A 19,911-nucleotide genomic window follows, 5' to 3' on the forward strand; every position below is an offset into this window, starting at 1 on the left:
ATGGCACTAAGTTATGACGAGTACCAAGAATATATAAATGAGACTTTTGATGAGTTTAAGAATGACGAAAAAATGAGCGGTAAGGAGGCAATTGCAAGAACATTTAACGAGTACGACATGTTAATGAATAAAAGCGAAACAGACAAATTAGTGATTTCTGTAATTATCTCTGAAATAATAGTAACTTTGCCTAAAGTACTCATTACTTTTAGAGACTATATTCTAAATATACTGTCAACATTAAACTTTGAGTCAGCTCAGCATGAAGGTAGATTGACCAGCGAACAATATAACTCCCTAGTATCTCGCCATAAAACAGTAATAGATTTGTTGCGTACTATACCTTTGGATTATTATCCAAGAGTATGTTGGTATTACGAAGAACTTACAGTAGAGGTTAGTACATTTATAAAACAACTTATCCAAGAAAACATAGATTATCATCAAATAATTCCTTTGGTATTCAAAAGATTTGAAAAAGATTTAAAAAATACACTCAGTGAAAAAATAATCATATTCACAACTATTATAGAAAATTTAGTTAATCTTAATTACTTCTCCAATGATGAAATGATTGTTATAAAACACGAACTTCAGGATTTTAATATAGCAAAAATCGGAGATGAACAATTATCCGATTGGGAGATACATGATCTGGATTCACGTGTTAAAAATGCATTGGTTTCAATTGAGAGCATTGAATAACAATAAATTTATTTTCATCGCTTATCGATATTCTAGTACAATTCAGGACGAATTCTTTGACAAGTCTAAGCAACCAACAACACCACAATGCGAGCTAACCGCCGTGTTGTGGTGTTGTTGGTTTCTGCCACTACCCGTTGAAGATTCGCCGATACGGATGTACGCACATCAACGCTTGAAATTCATACCCTAAGTAATGCTATTCCTTTTAAATTAAACAGGTCGATTATGGTCAGATACCACCATGATTGACCTGTTTTTTTATCTTCACTTTTTTAGTTCGTGTGGCAAGGGTGAAGAGCAGATTTGCAGACAAGGTGATCAATTAATAATAGCCATTCAAATTGTCGAATTTTCCTGTGGGAAATTTAAACAATCATCCTCCATTTTCCGATATACATTAAATAAGTAGCTTTTTAACAATGATGGAGTTGAGTATATGCCGATTATCGGGATCGATTTAGGAACGACTAATAGTCTTGTAACTTGTTATTTGAATGATGAATGCGTCATTATCCCTAACGCATTAGGGGAGAAGCTAACTCCTTCTGTCGTAAGTGTGCTAGACATGGGTGAGATCATTACGGGAAGTCCTGCGAAGGAGCGGCTTGTGACGAACCCAGAGAGGTCTGTTGCTGTGTTTAAACGACATATGGGAATGGAAAAACGGTATGAATTAGGGAACCATTTATTTTCACCTACGGAGCTATCCGCTATATTATTGAAGGCGCTGAAGGCTGATGCCGAAAGCTATCTTGGCATGGAAGTGACGGAGGCTGTCATCAGCGTCCCTGCCTATTTTAATGATAAACAAAGACGCGCCACAAAAGAAGCAGGTCAACTTGCGGGCTTAAAGGTGGATAGGCTTATCAATGAACCATCAGCGGCAGCGGTAGCTTACGGTTTGAACCAAGATGGGGAAGAAAAGAAGCTGCTGATCTTCGATCTTGGTGGAGGCACTTTCGACGTATCGGTACTCGATATGTATGACCAGGTGATGGAAATACGTGCTGTGGCCGGTGACAATTTTATGGGTGGCGAAGATTTCGATGAAATCTTGATTCAATATTTCTTGGAACAGCATCACTTGAAGCTCGAGGATAATCGCGGTAAATGGTATGCAATACTTAAGAAACAAGCGGAAGCCTGTAAAATGGCCTTAACCAAATCGGAAAGCGCAGAAATGACTTGCATTATCAATTCGGAAAGCTATACGACACAGATTACCGCTGTCGAATTCGAGAAGCTTGCATTGAACTTGCTTGCCAAGCTTAAGAAACCACTGCAACGAGCATTGAAGGATGCAGATATCTCACCTGAAGAATTAGATCATGTTATTCTGGTTGGCGGATCTACTAAGATGCCTGTTATTCGATCATTTGTTGCCCGATTATTCGGAAAGCTGCCGCTAAGTCATTTGAACCCTGACGAGGTTGTTGGTGTTGGAGCAGGTATAATTGCAGCTATGAAAGAACGTAATGAAAGCTTGCGTGAAAAAGTATTGACAGACGTATGCCCGTATACGCTAGGGACTAGTGTTATTGGTGACCGATTTTTTCCCATTATTGAGCGAAATACTGTTATTCCATATAGCAAAGTGAATCAATTCTGCAATGTTTATGACGATCAAACAAGTTTGGAGACCACCATTTATCAAGGGGAGAGCAGAAAAGCGAGTGAAAATTTGAAGCTTGGAGAAGTAACTGTAGATTTTCCTCCCGCTCGTGAAGGTGAAGCTGTTATCGATGTAAGGTTTACATATGATATTAATGGAATATTGGAAGTTGAAGTTTTCTCTCATACAACGAAGGAGAAGAAAGCAATCATCATTAAAAACAGCGACACAGATTTGACGGAGGAAGAAATTAAGCGAAGGTTAAAGGAAATTGAAAATCTTAAAATTCATCCCCGTGAGGATAGTAAAAATCAATTGCTGCTTGCCAGAGGGGAGCGATTATTCGAAGAAGCATTGTCAGATCAAAGAATGAAAATAGCTCGTGAGTTAGAAGAATTCGAGAAAGTATTGGATAAGCAGAATCCGCAGGATATTAAAAAGGCAGCATTTGTGTTCGAACGGTTTATTCGGAGCATTGAAGATTGGACAGATATATGAGTATATGGGACATATTGGGCATAGAATCAACGTTAGATAAGAAGGTCATTCGTCGTGCGTATACCGCTCTTCTTAAAATCTATCACCCCGAAGATGATCCGGAAGGCTTTATGCGGCTTCGAACAGCCTACGAACAAGCGCTTAAGGGGGCAGAAAAAGGAAGCGGGCAAGAAAAACAGTACAAGATAGATAATCCCCAAGTGGAACAGGCGACATTTTACGAAACAGTGCTAGCAGAAAATCCAGAGATTCCAGTAAATAAAGAAACCAGAGCTGAATATATAATCCTTAACGAAGAAGCGCAACCAGAGAATCCTGCAAACAAAGAATCCGGATTTGAATACATACACCTTAATGAAGAGTGGCAACGTTCTGAAACGAATGAATCAAGCATATCTGATCAACTGCTCATTCTTTACTCCGACGTGTTCAAGCGAAGAGAGGTTTACGAGTGGAGAAAGTTGTTTTTGCATCTTTCGCTTATTGAAAAGGAGCGATTAACGAATGAAGTGGTACGTTTTTTAACGGAGCATGGTGACTTACCGTTTGATGTGTGGGACTATCTCAATGATGAATTTGCTTTAAGCGAGCTGCCGGATTTTCAGTGGAAAGAATTAATGCAGTATGATTTCGGACTTTCGTTTGAATATCTCAACCCTGAAATTTATTGTGATTACACACAATATGTGAATTTGAGGTTTCAAGCGTTTCTATTGTTAAGGGATCTTAAATTTAGTGAATGTATCGAGGCAGGACTGCGGGCAATCTCGATCTATGCAGATGATCCCGTATTATATCGCTTGTTAGGCATCGCATACTATCAAATTGCGGATTATCACCAGTCGATTCTATGGTTAAGTAAACTGCTAAAGAAAACGGATGCCGATTGTGACGGATTCGTTTACCGCGGCTACGCTTACTATAGAACTGGAGCCTATGAACAAGCTTCTGCAGATTTCGAACGAGCTATAGCAATTGATCCCGAGCACTTTGACGCGCAAAAAGGCTACATCCTAACGGTACACGTACTGAAAGAGTTGAAGCAGGGTCAAGTAAATGAAATGCCCCTTAATGGAATAAGTAAGATGGACTTGGAGTTGAATCGCATCATCCATTGTACGGATGAGATACTGAAATGGCCAGAGCCGTCAATGAAACACACTTTTAAGACTTATTGGGAATTGAATAATACGGTCCTCCCCAAAATAATTACTTTTGGAATAGGTATTCTAGCTTGTATTTACGCGATCATAAGATTGTTAATTACGACTGATTTTATGCCAGAAATTTTAGTTTTACTCCTGCCCATAAGTTTGTTTAGTTTATATATACTCAAATTAATTGGTGACTTAGAAAGGTAAACAGGATGATTATACAACGTTTATGGGATCTCTCACTTAGTATGACAGCAGCCTATGGCTCTTCAAAAGATTTAGAAGGGTTATGCAGTGTGAAGGACTTGTGGAAGAAGGTGGGGAATAAGGATTATCAGCTCACACCTGAGCTTTTGCACGGGATGCCGGTTTACAATCGTCTGGAACAAGCAGGAGTGAAAGAAGAAGTAGAAATATATTTGCGTTCATCCTTTCAAGTGCATAATGCGGTCAATCTGCGTGAGAAGCTAGAAGCGCTGCTGATTGGCAGTGAGTGCGTATTGCAGTTTCTGGAAATACGAAAAGCGATCACTGCAATGCCTTATAGGGAGAGAGTGCGGAAGCTTCAGGCAATGAAAGATGATGAACAGGAGGCTGCTCTCTACGAGATAGTGATGCAATATGACCTAGCCTTGCCTGAGGCGGGCATTCTAGGCTTCGATATCGCAACCTACGTAAGCTTATGCCGTTTAGGTGCATTTATGGGATATATTGATGAAACTGAGGTGTTTAAGCGGTTAGAAACATCGACCTCCATGGCTCGTCAACACTTCTCAAGTTTTGAGCAGTATGCTTTGTCTAGTGCGGTAGGCGTACTGTTTAGCAATGACAACGTGAATAAAGAAGAAGTGCTGAACAACTATTATTCTTCTCTCCATCATCCTTACAGCTATTGGCGTCATTTAGAATGGGCGCAGTAGCACTGTCCCCAAAGCAGATTATCTGCCGAAGGACTTTGCGTAATTTTTCGAAAAACGCGAGTCAGTGGGGAATTGACCCCTAAGACTCGCGTTTTTTTGATTTAAATTCAACCACCTAAGCAAGTGTTAATACAATATGCCATTTATTCCTCTATATGATTCAATTCATCTGTACATAATGATGAGGGCTAATCAAGTTGTTATAGCTCCGGCGACCATTTTTCTGGAACATGAACATAGTGATCGGCTTCCTTCCGAATACGGCCAAAGCCCGGGAAATTCAGATGCATGCCAGACACGAGCAATTTTTCCTCTGCCGCTAAATCCAAGATACGTTTTCTTGTCTCCACGCCCAATTCGGGTAAAACATCCATTACAATTTTCTCTTCGGGTCTCATCAATTGAATGGCTGCATTATGAATAATATCTCCCCAAATCAGCAGCTTCTCGCCATTGGATTCAATAAGATAAGCCGTATGGCCGGGGGTATGGCCAGGTGCCTCAATCGCTTGAATGCCTGCAACAGGTTCGGTTTCGGTGACGGCAAACGTACGAATTCGTCCTTCGTAAGGGGCAAAAGCAGCTTCTGCCATTTGAAAATTGGCCGTTTCAATTTCATCGGATGGATCTTTAATATTCCGCTTGTCCAGCCAATACGCGTATTCGGTTTCCTGTACGACGACTTCTGCATTTGGAAAAACTTTCGTCCCGTCCGTATGAATTAGACCATAGGAATGATCGGGATGGATATGCGTTAGCAAGACGGTTTCAATATCGTTAACATCTACGCCAGCTGCTTTGATATTGTCGAGTACAACGCCAACCCCCATGCCAAGGCCTGCATCGATCAGGGTAAGGCGGCCATTCACATTGACGATAAAGCAGTTCGTATTGAGAACAAGAGGACTCGTCTCGAAATTGGAATGGAGCATTTCTTTTCCTTTGTCCTCCATCAGCTCATAATAAGGCCAGAATGGAAGTGTCGAATTTCCATCGGATACGACAGTAACGAGCACTTCACCAATCTTTTTATGATAAACGGCAGGAACTTGAGTAACGGATGGATAGCTGTAAGTCATTGTATGAAAACTCCTTCCTATGGGAATTATTCGCTTGAGTTCGCTTCTGCATGAGAAGCAACTGGGCGTATGTGTAATATTAAATACTCGAGGAGCCCGCATCAACCAACAATAAGCCGGAATTGTTGCTTAAGCGAAGCTCTAAAAATATTGTCGGATAACCTAAAGGAAATCGAACAGTTGTCGGGAAAGCTGCAGTTGTCTATAATATGAGGATATTAAAAGTAGTAGAAAAGAGGGAAAGAAATCATGTTAACCACGGAGGTTAATCTGAAGGATCCGCGAGTCATTCGAACGCGTCAGCTTATTATAGATGCATTTGTACTTTTGCTTGGCAAACAGGACTTCCACTCCATTACAGTCAGTGATATTTCGAAGCAGGCTACGATCAATCGAGCGACATTTTATGCTCATTTTCCAGATAAGTACGCGCTTATTGAAGAGTATTTATCCAGCAGCTTTATCGAGTTTATCTACCGGCGGGTAGACAAACAGGCTGATCTTACGGAAGAAACCGTTACGTCGATCATTATTGGTTTATGTGAATATCACGAGGCGTCCAATAAGCGGTGTATGAGGAACTATGACACGGTAGCTTCACTTGTAGAAAAGAGCATCATCGCACAATTGGAAAAATTCATTTTGCAAATGATGGTCAAGAATTGTGAAGAAACACAAAAAGATATATTGGAGATAGCGGCTAACATGCTGACCTGGTCCATTTATGGCAGTACGTATCGTTGGAACCGGGATCGGAGAACAGAAACGCCGCAGCAATTTGCGATCAAGATTATGCCAATGATTAAGGGGTATATTGAATGATTATGGAGTATAAATAGGAGAAGCCAACTACCAGTCATATGACAGGGGTTGGCTTTTTTTGTCGATAGATGACGAAATGAAATGAAAGAAACAGTTATCTTCACAATCAAATGTCATTTTCCGATTCCTAGATAAATAATAAGCGTCTTCGATAAAGAATTCCTCTGTAGAATTCATTATATTTAATGATAAGCCGAAAGTGAGCGCTTTCAAAATCTCCGGCACGCGATAGCCATCATCATTGTTCTTTCACAGCCAGATTACGCATAGGGATGACAATTGGAAGCTTAAGAGGCTGACTTCACCTTGTTTAATCCTAAGTTAAATGGAGGGGAAATTATTATGACGGAATATCTAAGCGGAAAACGAGACATCACAAAGGTACGTATCGGCATGATCGGTTACAAATTTATGGGGAAAGCACATAGCCATGCCTATAGGGACGTGCCCTTCTACTTCGATCTGGATACGCAACCGATATTGCAGACGATGGTAGGAAGGGACGAGCAGGCCGTCAAGCTTGCTTCGGAAAAGCTGGGCTGGCAGTCTTATGAGACAGATTGGCGCAGGCTGCTGGAGAGGGATGATATCGATGTCATCGATATTGGAACGCCCAATCATATGCATGCAGAGATCGCAATAGCGGCTGCCAAGGCGGGAAAACATATTTTATGCGAGAAGCCTCTGGCTCTGAATGTTCAGGAAGCCAAAGAAATGCTGGATGCGGTTCAGAAAGCCGGGGTCATCCATATGGTGTCCTATAACTACCGGTTTGCTCCCGCCATTCAATATGCCAAGCATTTAATCTCGACGGGTGCGCTTGGTTCTATCTATCATTTCCGGGCACAGTATTTGCAAGATTGGATTATGGACCCGGGCTTTCCGCTCGTCTGGCGTCTTCGCAAAGAAATCGGGGGATCGGGAGCGCTGGGGGACTTAATGGCTCATTCTATCGATCTAGCACGCTTTCTTGTCGGAGAGATCAGCGAAGTATCCGGCTTGATGGAGACATTCATTAAGCAAAGACCGATAGGAGAAATGACAGGCGGACTGAGCGCAACTGTAGATAGCGACAGCAAGGGAGATGTAACGGTCGACGATTCAGCAGCTGCACTGGCAAGATTCGAGAATGGAGCGCTTGGCGTATTTGAGGCGACCCGATTCGGCAGAGGGAACCGCAACGGCAACAGAATGGAGATTAATGGTTCAAAAGGATCGATCCGCTGGGACATGGAGAACATGAATCAGCTCCAGCTTTATTTAGAGGAAGATCCGCGCGGCATGCAGGGCTTCCGTACAATCGATTGCACAGAAGCCGAGCATCCTTATGCGAAAGCCTACTGGCCGGCAGGACATGGAATTGGTTATGAACATACCTTTATTAATCTGATACATGAATTGATGAAGAGTATATCAACGGGAACCGTTCCTTCTCCTAATTTCGAGGATGGCTACCGTAATCAGGTTATTTTGGAGGCAATCGAGCGATCGAGCATCGAACGAAAGTGGCTTAACGTCTCTTACTAAGGTAATTCAGATCGTATGCAGCAGCGATAACAGCATTTTCTTCAAATAAACGATTGGAAAAGGGAGTCGATTCGATATGTCATTATTCAAATTTTCTGTTGGTCCTTGGAATGTTCATGAAGGGGCGGACGCATTTGGTCCGGAAGTCCGGCCGTCATTGTCGTTCGATACCAAACTCAAGAAGTTCAAGGAAATGGGATTCGAAGGCATTCAATTTCATGATGATGACGCGGTTCCAGACATGAACGATTTATCCGAGAAGCAGATTATCTCTCGTGCAGCCGAGGTCAAGGCCTTTCTGGATGAACAGGGGCTAGAAGCGGAATTTGTCGCACCAAGACTTTGGATCGACCCGCGAACGGTTGATGGAGGTTTTACATCCAATTCTAAGAGCGATAGAGAATTCGCATTGTGGCGGGCGTTTCGTTCGATCGATATCGCCAAGCAATTGGGAACGAACCGGATCGTCTTATGGCTGGCACGGGAAGGGACGTTATGTCTGGAGAGTAAAGATCCTGTTGAGGGCATTGTGAGATTGCGGGAAGCCGTTAACGCAATGCTGGCATATGACCCTGACGTGCGTATCTTGATCGAGCCAAAGCCTAACGAGCCGATCGACCGCAGCTTTCTGCCAACTGTTGGACATGTTCTCGGATTCGCGGCGGGAACGAATGACTCATCTAGAGTAGGCGCTCTGCTTGAATCTGCACATGCTGTATTGGCGGGGCTGGAGCCTGCAATTGAGATGGGGTTTGGACTGGCGCACGGGAAATTATGGGGCGTCCATCTGAATGATCAGAACGGTCTTCGTTATGACCAGGATAAAGCCTTTGGCGTAGAAAATCTTCGTTCTGCATTTAACCAAGTGAAAGTTCTGATCGATCATCAATATGGAAAAAATGGCGAGTTTGTTGGTCTGGACGTAAAAGCGATGAGAACCCAATCGCTGGAGCAATCATTCCGGCACTTGGAGAATAGTCTGCGAATGACTAGGCTGCTGGAAAATAAAGTACGCCGTCTGAACCGGGAAAAGGTGGAGCAGTTCCGCGCAGGCCGTGATTATGAGGCGCTTGAAATGTATATTATGGAGCTGCTGCTCGGTGAAGACGCCGTTTAACCATAAAGCTAGGGATCTAAAGGGGAAGAGGCAATGTCTGCTAAGCAAAACGAACTAGAAGTAGCGGCAGAGTTATGGTTTAGAGACTTTGGCGGCAGGCCCGATTCCGGTGAAGATGCCGGTCCGGCTATGCGCAGAGCGATAGAAGCGGCTGCTGCAATGAAGTCAGCGGTGCGGCTCATCCTGGAGCCAGGCCGCTATGACTTCTATGCGGATACGGCTGAAAAAGCGGTTTATTATATAACGAATACGGCCAGTGAAGAGGAAAATCCCTATCCTCTCAAGACAATTGCAATCTTCATGAAGAGGTTGTGTGATTTTACGCTCGATGGCAATGGCGCTTTATTTATGTTCCATGGGAAAGTTACGATGTTTGCAGTCGATCAATGCGAAGGAATTGTCATTCATAACCTGAAAACGGATTTCGCGCGGCCTACCGTTGTCGAGATGAAGATTGAGAACTTGGGGCAGGATTTCATCGATGTCATTGTGCATCCCGATTCCCGCTACTCGATTCGAGATGGCAAGCTTGTCTGGATGGGGGAAAACTGGCAGTTTTCTGATGGATTGATGCAAGCATGTGATCTGTCTGCCAATACTACGTGGCGAATAGATAATATGCTTGAACAAGCGTCCTATGCAGAAGAGCTATCGTCACGCCGGCTTCGTTTTCATTATGAACAATTTCCGCAAGTGCCTTTGTCGAAAAACTGGCTGCTGCAGGCTCGCGACGGGATCCGGGATCAGGTCGGAATATTTATTCACCGAAGCAAGAATATCCAGCTAACGAATGTGAGTCTGCATTTCATGCATGGACTAGGTATCGTGGGACAATATAGCGAGAATCTGAGCTTCAGGCAGCTGGATCTTTCGCCGCGCATGGAAGCTTGCCGTTCCGTGGCCGCTTTTGCCGACTTCATTCATTTGTCGGGCTGCAGGGGAAAGGTTGAAATTAAAAACAGCCGATTCGTTGGTTCACATGATGATGCCGTCAACGTTCATGGTACACATCTTAGAATCGTCGCTCAGCCTTCTCCGAACCAAGTCGTTGTTCGTTTCATGCATGCTCAAACCTATGGATTTGAAGCATTCGATGAAGGGGATGAGATTGAATTCGTCCGTGGACGCTCATTGATGCCGTTCGCAAGCAATAAAGTGACGCATACCGAAATGGTAAGCAAGCGAGAGTTATTGCTGACCTTGGCGCATCCGGTTCCTGATGGAGTTGAAGAAGGGGATGTGCTGGAAAATGTAACGTGGACGCCAGAGGTGGAAATCCGGGACAATTATTTCGCTCGAATTCCGACACGGGGCATCCTCGTAACGACAAGACGAAAGGTCGTCATTGCCGGCAATGTGTTTGAACGTCTACAAATGAGCGCGGTCCTCGTCGCAGACGATGCGGCTTACTGGTATGAATCAGGCCGGGTGGAGAACTTAATGATACGTGAAAACCAGTTTATTAAATGCGGCGGCCCTGATGTTCCCATTATCGCGATAGCACCAGAAATCGAAGAGGCGGAGCAATGCGAGCCTGTCCATCACAATATCACCATTTTATACAATGTATTCGTGCTGCCGACGCAAGATACGCTTGTACTAGACGCTAAAAGCACCCGTTCGTTGGACTTCAGGCGGAATACGGTTCGCGCAGGAGCTTCCCTCGTTCAAGTAGAAGACGCGGTACGTCTTGTCGCTTGCAGCAATATTAGCATGGAAGAGAACAGGCTTGAAACTATTTGATTAATGTCGTTAATATTTCATGGGGATAATCTTCATCTGGGAGGAAACAACAGTGGGTCATTTGAAGTTATGGTACGACAAGCCGGCAGTTAAATGGTCGGAAGGGATCCCGGTAGGGAACGGAAGAGTAGCGGCAGTGGTTTATGGCGGAGGTCAGCGAGAGGTTTGGAACATTACGGAATTAACCTACTGGTCAGGGAAACAGGAGCCGATACCTAGCCATTCTTCAGGGAAAGATGATCTAGCACGTCTGCGGCAATATTTTTTCGAGGATGACTATCAGGGCGGAGAGCAAGCTGCCCAGCAATTGCTGCAGCCGTCCAAAGGAAACTTCGGTACCAATTTGCCGGTATGCGACGTCGTATTGGAATTTGTGAATGAAGGGGATAAAGTCGTTCGCGAGCTTAATTTGGAGTCCGCCATTGCGACTACGATTTATGAGCATAAGGGGACGAAAATACACCGCGAGTTATTCGCTTCTCACGCCGATGGCGTGATTGCTTGCCGGCTGTGGAGCGAGAGTCCCGAGGGCATCTCATTCTCCGTTCGCTTGAACGGCAAAACGGAATTTTTCCAAAGCTGGAACGAGCCGGGTGCACTGTCTTTCAAGGGACAAGCGCTTGAGCGGATGCATAGCGATGGTGTATGCGGCGTGAGCTGCCAAGGCAGTATTCGTGTACAGACGGTTGGCGGCGGGTCTATCGAAGGCGAATCGGGGGAGATAGCCGTATCGAATGCGCAAGAAGCGATTCTTTATTTTGCCATCGAAACCGACTATGGGGTCAAAGGGGACAACTGGAGAAGTGCCGCGGACAACCGAATTAACCATGCACTGGCGAAAGGGTATGCGAAGCTTAAAGCGGATCATATTGCGGATTATTACAGTCTGTACAACCGCGTAAACCTTGATCTTGGGTCGTCAGAGCAGCGTCAATTGCCTACAGATGAGCGGCTGCGGCAATTGGCAGAAGGCCATGACGAAGACCCGGCGCTGTATGCTCTGTTTTTCCAATATGGACGGTATTTGACGATCAGCGGCGCGAGAGAGGATTCTCCTCTGCCTTTGAATTTGCAAGGTATCTGGAATGATGATCAAGCATGCCGAATGGATTGGACCTGCGATTATCACCTCGATATCAATATAGAAATGAATTACTATCCGACGGAAACGACACATTTGTCTGAATCTCATCTTCCGTTGATGCGTTATATTAAGATGCTGTCAGAGAACGGGAAGTCTGCGGCCAAGGATTTCTACGGTTGCGACGGCTGGGTAGCGCATACCGTCTCGAATGCATGGGGTTTCTCGGCTCCGGCTTGGCAGACAACCTGGGGATTGAATGTGACAGGCGGATTATGGATTGCCCTCCACCTTCGGGATCATTATGAATTTACTTTGGATGATCAATTTCTGAGCGAGACGGCTTATCCGATTTTGAAGGAAGCGGCAGCATTTTTCCTTGATTACATGGTGCTTCATCCCAAGCTCGATTGGCTTGTAACAGGACCTTCCATCTCTCCTGAAAATAGTTTCCACGCCGCAGCAGGTAGCAAGCTGCATAATCATCTGTCGATGGGAACGACTCTTGACCAGGTGCTGGTGAAGGATTTATTCGAATTTTGTCTGAAAGCGGCTGAAAAGCTCCAGCTTGATAAGGCGTTTCAACGGCAGTTGAAACAGGCAATCGAGAAACTCCCGCCGCTGCAGGTCGGAAAGAATGGCCAACTTCAGGAATGGCTGGAGGATTATGAAGAGGCGCAGCCTGAGCACCGCCATTTATCCCATCTGCATAGCTTGTATCCGGCCTATCAGATAACGCCGCAGTTTACGCCTGAGCTTAGCGAAGCTGCAAGAGTCACTTTGAATAATCGCCAATCAACCAATAATCATGAAGATGTTGAGTTTACTGTTGCTGCATTCGCTGGCTGCTTCTCCCGTCTGCATGACGGGGAGCGGGCCTATGAGCAAATCTCGCATTTGATTGGGAAATTATGCTTTGACAATCTGTTAACCTTCTCCAAGCCGGGCATAGGCGGGGCTGAGACAGCGATTTATGTGGCTGACGGCAACTACGGCGGAACGGCTGCGATTGCAGATATGCTGCTCCAAAGCCATGCTGGAGAGCTGCATCTGCTTCCTGCACTTCCGGCAAAATGGTCTTCGGGGAGCTACAGCGGTCTCCGGGCTAGAGGAGCGCTTGAGGTGGATGTTGTCTGGACAGAAGGCCGTATGGTAGAAGCTGTTGTACATGCGTTTGCTTCTGGAAATACTGTGCTTAGACAAGCCGGTCATATTGCGACGTTCGAATATGAAGCTGGATGCAGCTACAGCATTGATAGTGAACTTCGCATATCGCAGCAGGTTCTCATAGAAGGTTAATTTGCTTTTCCCAGAGGGAGTAGGGTGTCCGGTTTCACGACATCATGCTCCCTTTATATATGTGCGGCCGTTCTGGCAGAGCTTCTGATTGCCAGCCTCACGCATATTCCAGCAAAGGCTGTTTGTCGGAATTTAAATGGTTCAAAGCTCCCTACTATTTTTACATTTTCTAGTCTATTATGTAAGGGGTTTCATAATCTAGTTCTCGAAGGAGAGTTAAATGATGAAGGGATTAAGAAGAGCATTTATATTCCTTGCTTTACTGATCGGGTTGAGTTCGATTCCGCTGGGTGCGTTTGCCTTGCCAGGACAAATCGCCTGGTACAGCGGCGGAACCTTGATGGTTCAGAACGGACGAGAGACGATTTACGCTACTTATCCGACAGGGCATTCACCGATTCGTTATGCGAACAATGAGCGGCGCTATAAAGTGCATTTCGACAATTACCGCTATAAAATCCGCAACTCCGGAAGTAAAGATTACCGTTTTGCGATCTCCAAGATTACGCCATCTTCCCCGGATGGCCAGTCGATGTACGACATGGTTTTTAATACTTCTTCCAGCTACTCGAATTATTTAGACGGAGACTATTATCTATATATGTACGATTATACTGGGAATACAAACAATCTTTCTTTATCACAAATGGAGATAGTTGCAGAGACACCGGGGCTTGTATATGCTGGCGGACCAGGAGCATTTTACTATACGAACGGATATGAAAGCGGACCAGGCTCAGCTTATATATTAAGGGGCAGTACACATCAAATAACGGCATGGGCAGAAGGCAACCCGATTTCAGTAGTAGCCACTGTCACAACGAGCAGCGGTACGACAACGCTGGGCACGCTCTCGCCTACGGGGTGGGGCGGCAATTATTCGATGAACTATACGTTTAACGACTTCTATGATCCGAGAGGCACGCAGAAGCCAACGCTTAATATTACGGTCACTTATCCCAATAGCTATGCGGGACCCTCTAAGGTTGTTGTCTCTGAGCAAATTTACGTGACGCTAAATACGCTCAGTGAATACCAGCATGACGATTCAACCTTCTATTACAATTCCCTCACCGATAACAGCTTTGTTGGCCCAGCAAATGATGATCTGATGTGTTACGATTATATTGTGGACAATAGAACTCTTCATGCTGCCGGCGCTCCCAATCAAGGATATGACAATGATATTATCGATTTCATGAAGCGCCAGGGAAGGTTTGCATCGCGGCCCGGGGGCACCTTTAGCACGGCATCAACAACGATAATGCCTTATGTGGAAGCCATTTATTATCCAGGTTATCACTTTGCGAAAGTGACGAAATGGGATGCATCGGGAAATCCTATTGAAATTATATCCAAATGGGGCCCTCGAGAGCTGATAAGAAGTCAATCGGCTTATTCACTTGGTTACGGTGCTCCACACCTCTATTTCAAACGCTAATAGCTTAGCGTTATTCATTGCCTTTGGAACCGGCGAATCTCCAGTGGAGAATTCGCCGGTTTCTTACTTTGTCATAAAAGATGTTAAATACGCTTATCAATCTTTTCTATTATACACCGTCCACAGCTTAGCCTATATTTAGGTTAATATCATACTTTAACAATAGGAATAATTATATTTAATTTGGAAGGGGCAATCATATGGCAACTTTAAATGAATATTTGGAACAAAAGAGGAAGGCTATACACGCTAGAAAGGCTCATTTCGAGCAAAATAGTGCTCAAGCGGTATCCAAAATTAGCGCGAACGTAAGAGCAGCAGGACGAAGCGGAGTCCGGGAAATCCGGATTCGCGATTTTCAGGTCATTAGCGACAGTCCGCCCGATTTTGCAGGCTATAATCTCGGGCCGTCCTCGCCGGAGCTTCAGCTGGGCGTACTTGGAAGCTGCTTGACGCATATCGCCTTAATTCAAGCTGCCGAGCGGGAAGTTTCGCTTCACTCTCTTGAGGTGACGGTGGAAGGCGAGATGAACCCGCTTGCTGGAATGCCTGGCTATGAGGATGTGCCGATCTATCCTCACAACATTCGCTATAAACTGTTCATACAATCCGATGAATCCGAGGAGAAGCTCCGGGCGCTGCACGAAGCGATTGAACAGGTATGCCCGATATTTAACCTGCTTAAAAATCCGCAGCAGATCGAAGGAGATTTGATTATCAGCCGTTCTGCTGCTCAGAAGGTCTAATCGGCGGCGCTGGACAGCAGGATGCAGCGTAGAATTGGAGGACAGGCAATATGCTGCATTGGAAGCGCAATTTATATATTTTATGGCTGGGGCTGTTTCTTAACCATATGTCGTATACGCTCTCCGTACCATTTTTCCCGCTGTTTCTGCAGCAGGATTTAGGGGTGAAGAGCGGGCTGGAGGCGTGGTCCGGCATTTCCATTTCGATCAGTTTTTTGATAAGCGGTCTCTGTGCGCCTTTCTGGGGTTCACTCGCTGACAGATTTGGCAGCAAGTCGATGCTGGTTCGCTCAGGCGTTGGGCTAGGTGTTGCTCATCTGGCTAACTTTTTTGTTCAAGATCCTTATATGTTCATGGCAGTGCGCATATTCCAAGGACTGATGGCCGGCTTTACCCCTGCATCTATAGCGTTAGTAGGTACCAATACACCTGAAAAGCATGTCGGCTATGCACTTGGCGTTATTTCTACATCTACCGCTGCCGGCGGCATTTTGGGTCCGCTTATGGGCGGATTGCTCAGCCAATGGATCGGATTGCGAGGATGCTTCATTGCGTCAGGCATCATTACGCTGATCTCTGCTGTAATCGTCCTAGGGGTTAAGGAGGTTCACGGGCGCAAGTCGGACTCCCGAAGCAGTATCAGGCAGGATTTGAAAACAGCGGCTGCCAATCCGCGGTTGCTGCAAGTATACGGTTTGATCATGCTGGTCTCCACATCTGTATTGATTATTGAGCCGTTACTGACGATCTATGTCGTGCAAATTGGCGGTTCTATTGAGAAGGCAACGCTGAGCTCGGGAATCGTTTTCTCGGCAATAGGAATTGCTACCGTCATCATGGGTCCCTGGTGGGGGAAAATTGGCGGCCGGATCGGTTACGGTAAAACGTTGTTTATCGGACTGGTTGGCGGCGGCATCGGAAATCTGCTGCAGCTCGTGACGCAAAGCCTGGTTCCATTTGGCTTCCTGCGATTTGGCTACGGCCTCTTTTTCGCAGCGGTCTATCCTGCATTGAACGCTTTAATCATCCATTATGCAGATCGTGATTTCCGCGGCAGGGCAGTAAGCCTCAGTCAATCAGCCAGTCAATTTGGCATTGTCATAGGTCCGCTGCTTGGCGGTTTTCTTGGCGGCTGGATCGATATACCGTACGTTTTCCTGTTGACGGGAATTGCACTGCTGGGAGCTGCTTGGGGATCAAGATCGCTGTTGGCTGCTGGGAAGTCAGCTGGCATGATCATGAAACAGACCGGTGAGCCAAAGAGTGAAACAATTCGATAATTAAAAACCGCGATTGCGGTTTTTTCTAGTTTTTGGCGGCTTTATCCTTGCAGTATTAGGCAATTGTATTGCAATTGATCGCTATTAGGCGAAAGGGAAGGAGTGTGAAAGCTAGTCATATGGCAGATTTCGCACTCTTTCTTTGAGTTTCTACGTGAGGAATCCGACCGACTAGCGTGTTGAAGCAAGATCCAACGACATTTTTGTTTCTCTAATCGATTTACCGCGTTGCTTTTATTACAGTGCTTCGAATTGGATTCCATTCAAAATTTTGAAACAATTAATAGAAATACTCTATAAGTAGAGTTATTGACTACGATTGGAAGTGATGGTAAGTTAATCATTACAAATTACATTGGTTTAGTAGGAATTATGCAAAGGGGGAATTTACATTGAGCAAGTCAATCGAGGCCTCGCTTTTCTCACGTCATTTGCCGGCTCCCTCCATAGGAGGAACAAGGATTTCAGATCCCGGACATATCCATCTTTCCTACGGTTTTCCGGCCACAGACCTGCTTCCCGTCCAAGAGCTTCAAGCGGCTGCGGGCAAGGCGCTGCAGCGGGAGCGCTCGGATGCCCTGCATTATACGGGAGCAATTGGTCCGGGAAGAGTGCGTGATTGGGTATTGAACCGTATGAAAAAGTTCGGCATTGAAGCATCGGCCAGAAACTTTCTCCCAACGTTTGGAGCCATTCAAGGCATTGATTTGACCTCTCGTATCCTGTTAACGGCTGGAGATCAGGTATGGGTGGAGCGTCCTACATTTTTCAATGCGCTTCAATCCTTTCGAGCTGCCGGAGCTTCAATTCGTTCTTTTCCTGTTGATGAAGAGGGACTTCAAGTAGATGAACTGGAAGCTGCACTGCTTGCCGCAGTGAATGCTGGCGAAGAGCTGCCTAAGCTTGTATATGTCATGCCGAACTACCATAATCCGACGGGAGCAACGTTATCAACGCCAAGAAGGCAGCAGTTGGCTAAGCTAGCAGTTGAGTATAACTTTTTTGTCCTTGAGGATGACGCCTATGCAGAGCTCAACATTAGCGGTGAAACCCGTCCGGCGATCTACACCTTTGCCCCGGAACGAGTGATTTATGTCAGTACCTTTTCCAAGACGCTGGGACCAGGCCTGCGCTTAGGCTGGATCATTGCTTCGGCCGAAGCCATTGGCTATCTGGCAACCTTATCGCTTGGCAGCCAATTGAATCCTTTTACGCAAGAAATTGTTGGAGAGCTGCTTGAAGAATATGATTTCGACGAACAAGTCAATCGATTGACCGGCCGCTACCGGGAACAGCGTGATTTAATGATTGGGGAGCTGGAAGCTGCTTTAGGCAACGAGATTGAAGTCGATGTACCCGACGGCGGTTTCTTTATTTGGGTAAAGTTCGGGGAAACGGTTAATGTCAATGACTTCTATCAATCAGCAATCCATAAAGGAGTCAGCTTTGTGGCAGGAAATGCCTTCTTCCATGACGGGCAGGGCTCCAACTATCTCAGGCTTTGCTTCAGCTATTGCTCCACCGAGCAGATTGCCAAAGGCGTGAGGGCACTGGCCGATGCCTATTACGAACGCATTCAGCCGGAGCCTCTCACTGGATAAGGGCCGCTAATCTACATATCTACCTATAGCTTAATAACCGAATAGGAAAAGCTGACTGGATCGCCAGAAGCCATGATTGAACCGCAGCATTGCGTGCGGATAATGTCATTGGCTTTTTTTGTTGATCTTATACGAATTAAATCGATGGAGGGATAACCATGCTTCAAGTAAAAGCGCCTGACCACTATTGGAATGAGAGAGGCATTGTGAGACAGAGCGGTTCCAGGCTTAAAGAGTTAGGTGACCGGGCTTTCATTATTAGCGGAAAAACAGCTTGGGATCAGGTATCCGGGGAGTTGACCGCCGTTCTGCAAGAACAAGAAATAAACTATTCACTTAATGAGTTCAGCGGCAGCTGCACGAAGGAGAAAATCGATAGCTTGGCAGAGCAAGCGAAGGGAACAGCTTCCTTCATTATTGGGATTGGCGGGGGAAGCGCGCTTGATACGGCAAAGGCTGTTGCGGAGCAGGCCGTCATTCCGGTCGTGACGATTCCGACAGTTGCAGCTACCTGTGCAGGCTGGTCGGCACTAACGGTTTTGTATGATGATGAGGGCCGCTCTTCCGGCTATTTGCCGCTTAAGCAATCCCCTAAGTTCGTATTGGCTGATCCAGCAGTTATTGCCGCCGCACCGGCAAGATTTTTAGCAGCGGGATTGGCGGATACGATAGTGAAATGGTATGAGACGGCTATTCATATTACACCCGGTGCAACAGGCGCCTTGGATGCCCGGATTGGGGTACGCACCTCTGAGCTTGCCCTTGAAATTATCCGTGAGCATGGTGTTCCTGTCTATGAAGCGGTTCAGCAAGGAAAGGAACATCCCGCGTTTGCTGATGTAACGGATGCCATTCTATCACTTGCAGGGCTAGTTGGCAGTGTTACAGGTGGAGGGGGACGCGGCGGATTTGCTCATATCATTCACGACAGCTTGACCTGGATTCCAGAGACCCATCACTCCTTGCACGGAGAAAAGGTAGGCTTTGGCCTGATCGCGCAGCTATTTCTGGAAGACAAGAGAGAAGAGGCGGAGAACCTGTCTGCCTTCCTGAACCGATTCAATCTTCCTGTAACGTTAGAGCAATTGGGGATTGAGAACAATAAAGAAGAGCAGATTGACCGCATCACGGCAAAAATTCAATTGCCGGAAGCTTTTCTGGCAAAGCTCAACTTTCCAGTAACGAAGGAATTGCTGGCTCAAGCTATTCATAATGCAGACCAACTGGGACAGCAAGTCCGGGAGGCTGCCTTCCATTTGAATTAATAGACAGGGTAGAGAGGG

Annotated in this window: 15 protein-coding genes; 14 read left to right on the forward strand and 1 reads right to left on the reverse strand. The window is 45.7% G+C overall.

The genetic code is table 11. From position 1 onward, the window contains the following. The 4 genes from ACFVVF_RS01945 to ACFVVF_RS01960 all read left to right on the forward strand — a co-directional run bounded on the left by ACFVVF_RS01945 (position 1) and on the right by ACFVVF_RS01960 (position 4,892). The gene (locus tag ACFVVF_RS01945) at positions 1-705 is read left to right on the forward strand and encodes an Imm3 family immunity protein (protein WP_387804891.1); all 705 of its coding nucleotides are present in this window, start codon (positions 1-3) and stop codon (positions 703-705) included. Positions 706-1,144: 439 nt separating this feature from the next. Then, complete coding sequence (locus tag ACFVVF_RS01950) at positions 1,145-2,818, forward strand: Hsp70 family protein (protein WP_387804893.1); 1,674 nt, start codon at positions 1,145-1,147, stop codon at positions 2,816-2,818. Further along, positions 2,815-4,179, forward strand: coding sequence for a tetratricopeptide repeat protein (locus ACFVVF_RS01955; RefSeq protein ID WP_387804894.1), 1,365 nt, complete (start codon positions 2,815-2,817; stop codon positions 4,177-4,179). Before ACFVVF_RS01950 ends, ACFVVF_RS01955 begins: the two co-directional genes overlap by 4 nt. Before the next feature lie 41 nt (positions 4,180-4,220). Further along, positions 4,221-4,892 (forward strand): DUF1266 domain-containing protein, encoded by a 672-nt coding sequence (locus ACFVVF_RS01960; protein ID WP_387804896.1) that lies wholly within the window; start codon positions 4,221-4,223, stop codon positions 4,890-4,892. 200 nt (positions 4,893-5,092) lie between these two features. On the opposite strand, the gene ACFVVF_RS01965 is transcribed toward ACFVVF_RS01960, so the two are convergent. Beyond that, positions 5,093-5,971, reverse strand: a complete 879-nt coding sequence (locus ACFVVF_RS01965) for an MBL fold metallo-hydrolase (RefSeq protein WP_387804898.1) — start codon at positions 5,969-5,971, stop codon at positions 5,093-5,095. A gap of 249 nt (positions 5,972-6,220) precedes the next feature. Between ACFVVF_RS01965 and ACFVVF_RS01970 the strand changes: the two genes are divergently transcribed. From ACFVVF_RS01970 to ACFVVF_RS02015, 10 genes are all read left to right on the forward strand, one after another. Continuing rightward, the gene (locus ACFVVF_RS01970; protein WP_387804900.1) at positions 6,221-6,793 is read left to right on the forward strand and encodes a TetR/AcrR family transcriptional regulator; all 573 of its coding nucleotides are present in this window, start codon (positions 6,221-6,223) and stop codon (positions 6,791-6,793) included. A gap of 342 nt (positions 6,794-7,135) precedes the next feature. Beyond that, the gene (locus ACFVVF_RS01975; RefSeq protein WP_387804902.1) at positions 7,136-8,320 is read left to right on the forward strand and encodes a Gfo/Idh/MocA family protein; all 1,185 of its coding nucleotides are present in this window, start codon (positions 7,136-7,138) and stop codon (positions 8,318-8,320) included. A 76-nt stretch (positions 8,321-8,396) separates the two neighbouring features. After that, positions 8,397-9,437, forward strand: coding sequence for a TIM barrel protein (locus tag ACFVVF_RS01980; protein ID WP_387804904.1), 1,041 nt, complete (start codon positions 8,397-8,399; stop codon positions 9,435-9,437). A gap of 33 nt (positions 9,438-9,470) precedes the next feature. Beyond that, positions 9,471-11,180, forward strand: a complete 1,710-nt coding sequence (locus ACFVVF_RS01985; RefSeq protein WP_387804906.1) for an alpha-1,3-galactosidase-related protein — start codon at positions 9,471-9,473, stop codon at positions 11,178-11,180. A gap of 52 nt (positions 11,181-11,232) precedes the next feature. After that, positions 11,233-13,560 carry a glycoside hydrolase family 95 protein gene (locus tag ACFVVF_RS01990; protein ID WP_387804908.1) on the forward strand — a complete coding sequence of 776 codons (2,328 nt, stop codon included), beginning with the start codon at positions 11,233-11,235 and terminating at the stop codon, positions 13,558-13,560. A gap of 220 nt (positions 13,561-13,780) precedes the next feature. Continuing rightward, on the forward strand, positions 13,781-15,001 hold the full coding sequence (locus ACFVVF_RS01995) for a hypothetical protein (protein WP_387804910.1): 1,221 nt from the start codon (positions 13,781-13,783) through the stop codon (positions 14,999-15,001). Between the two features lie 200 nt (positions 15,002-15,201). Further along, entirely contained in the window at positions 15,202-15,747 is a 546-nt protein-coding gene (locus tag ACFVVF_RS02000) for an OsmC family protein (RefSeq protein WP_387804912.1), read from the forward strand. 50 nt (positions 15,748-15,797) lie between these two features. Next, entirely contained in the window at positions 15,798-17,027 is a 1,230-nt protein-coding gene (locus ACFVVF_RS02005) for an MFS transporter (protein ID WP_387804914.1), read from the forward strand. A gap of 392 nt (positions 17,028-17,419) precedes the next feature. Beyond that, positions 17,420-18,628, forward strand: a complete 1,209-nt coding sequence (locus ACFVVF_RS02010) for an aminotransferase-like domain-containing protein (protein WP_387804915.1) — start codon at positions 17,420-17,422, stop codon at positions 18,626-18,628. Between the two features lie 158 nt (positions 18,629-18,786). After that, complete coding sequence (locus ACFVVF_RS02015; protein WP_387804917.1) at positions 18,787-19,893, forward strand: iron-containing alcohol dehydrogenase family protein; 1,107 nt, start codon at positions 18,787-18,789, stop codon at positions 19,891-19,893. Positions 19,894-19,911: the final 18 nt, after the last annotated feature.

The sequence above is a fragment of the Paenibacillus sp. NPDC058174 genome, assembly GCF_042883865.1.
Classification (GTDB): domain Bacteria; phylum Bacillota; class Bacilli; order Paenibacillales; family Paenibacillaceae; genus Pristimantibacillus.

Excerpts from the sequence above, each read along its gene's own strand:
- ACFVVF_RS02015 (WP_387804917.1), top strand. The coding sequence starts at position 18,787 with ATGCTTCAAGTAAAAGCGCCTGACCACTATTGGAATGAGAGAGGCATT.
- ACFVVF_RS01945 (WP_387804891.1), top strand. The coding sequence starts at position 1 with ATGGCACTAAGTTATGACGAGTACCAAGAATATATAAATGAGACTTTT.
- ACFVVF_RS01970 (WP_387804900.1), top strand. The coding sequence starts at position 6,221 with ATGTTAACCACGGAGGTTAATCTGAAGGATCCGCGAGTCATTCGAACG.
- ACFVVF_RS02005 (WP_387804914.1), top strand. The coding sequence starts at position 15,798 with ATGCTGCATTGGAAGCGCAATTTATATATTTTATGGCTGGGGCTGTTT.
- ACFVVF_RS01950 (WP_387804893.1), top strand. The coding sequence starts at position 1,145 with ATGCCGATTATCGGGATCGATTTAGGAACGACTAATAGTCTTGTAACT.
- ACFVVF_RS01965 (WP_387804898.1), bottom strand. The coding sequence starts at position 5,971 with ATGACTTACAGCTATCCATCCGTTACTCAAGTTCCTGCCGTTTATCAT.
- ACFVVF_RS02000 (WP_387804912.1), top strand. The coding sequence starts at position 15,202 with ATGGCAACTTTAAATGAATATTTGGAACAAAAGAGGAAGGCTATACAC.
- ACFVVF_RS01955 (WP_387804894.1), top strand. The coding sequence starts at position 2,815 with ATGAGTATATGGGACATATTGGGCATAGAATCAACGTTAGATAAGAAG.
- ACFVVF_RS01985 (WP_387804906.1), top strand. The coding sequence starts at position 9,471 with ATGTCTGCTAAGCAAAACGAACTAGAAGTAGCGGCAGAGTTATGGTTT.
- ACFVVF_RS01995 (WP_387804910.1), top strand. The coding sequence starts at position 13,781 with ATGATGAAGGGATTAAGAAGAGCATTTATATTCCTTGCTTTACTGATC.
- ACFVVF_RS01960 (WP_387804896.1), top strand. The coding sequence starts at position 4,221 with ATGACAGCAGCCTATGGCTCTTCAAAAGATTTAGAAGGGTTATGCAGT.
- ACFVVF_RS01975 (WP_387804902.1), top strand. The coding sequence starts at position 7,136 with ATGACGGAATATCTAAGCGGAAAACGAGACATCACAAAGGTACGTATC.
- ACFVVF_RS01980 (WP_387804904.1), top strand. The coding sequence starts at position 8,397 with ATGTCATTATTCAAATTTTCTGTTGGTCCTTGGAATGTTCATGAAGGG.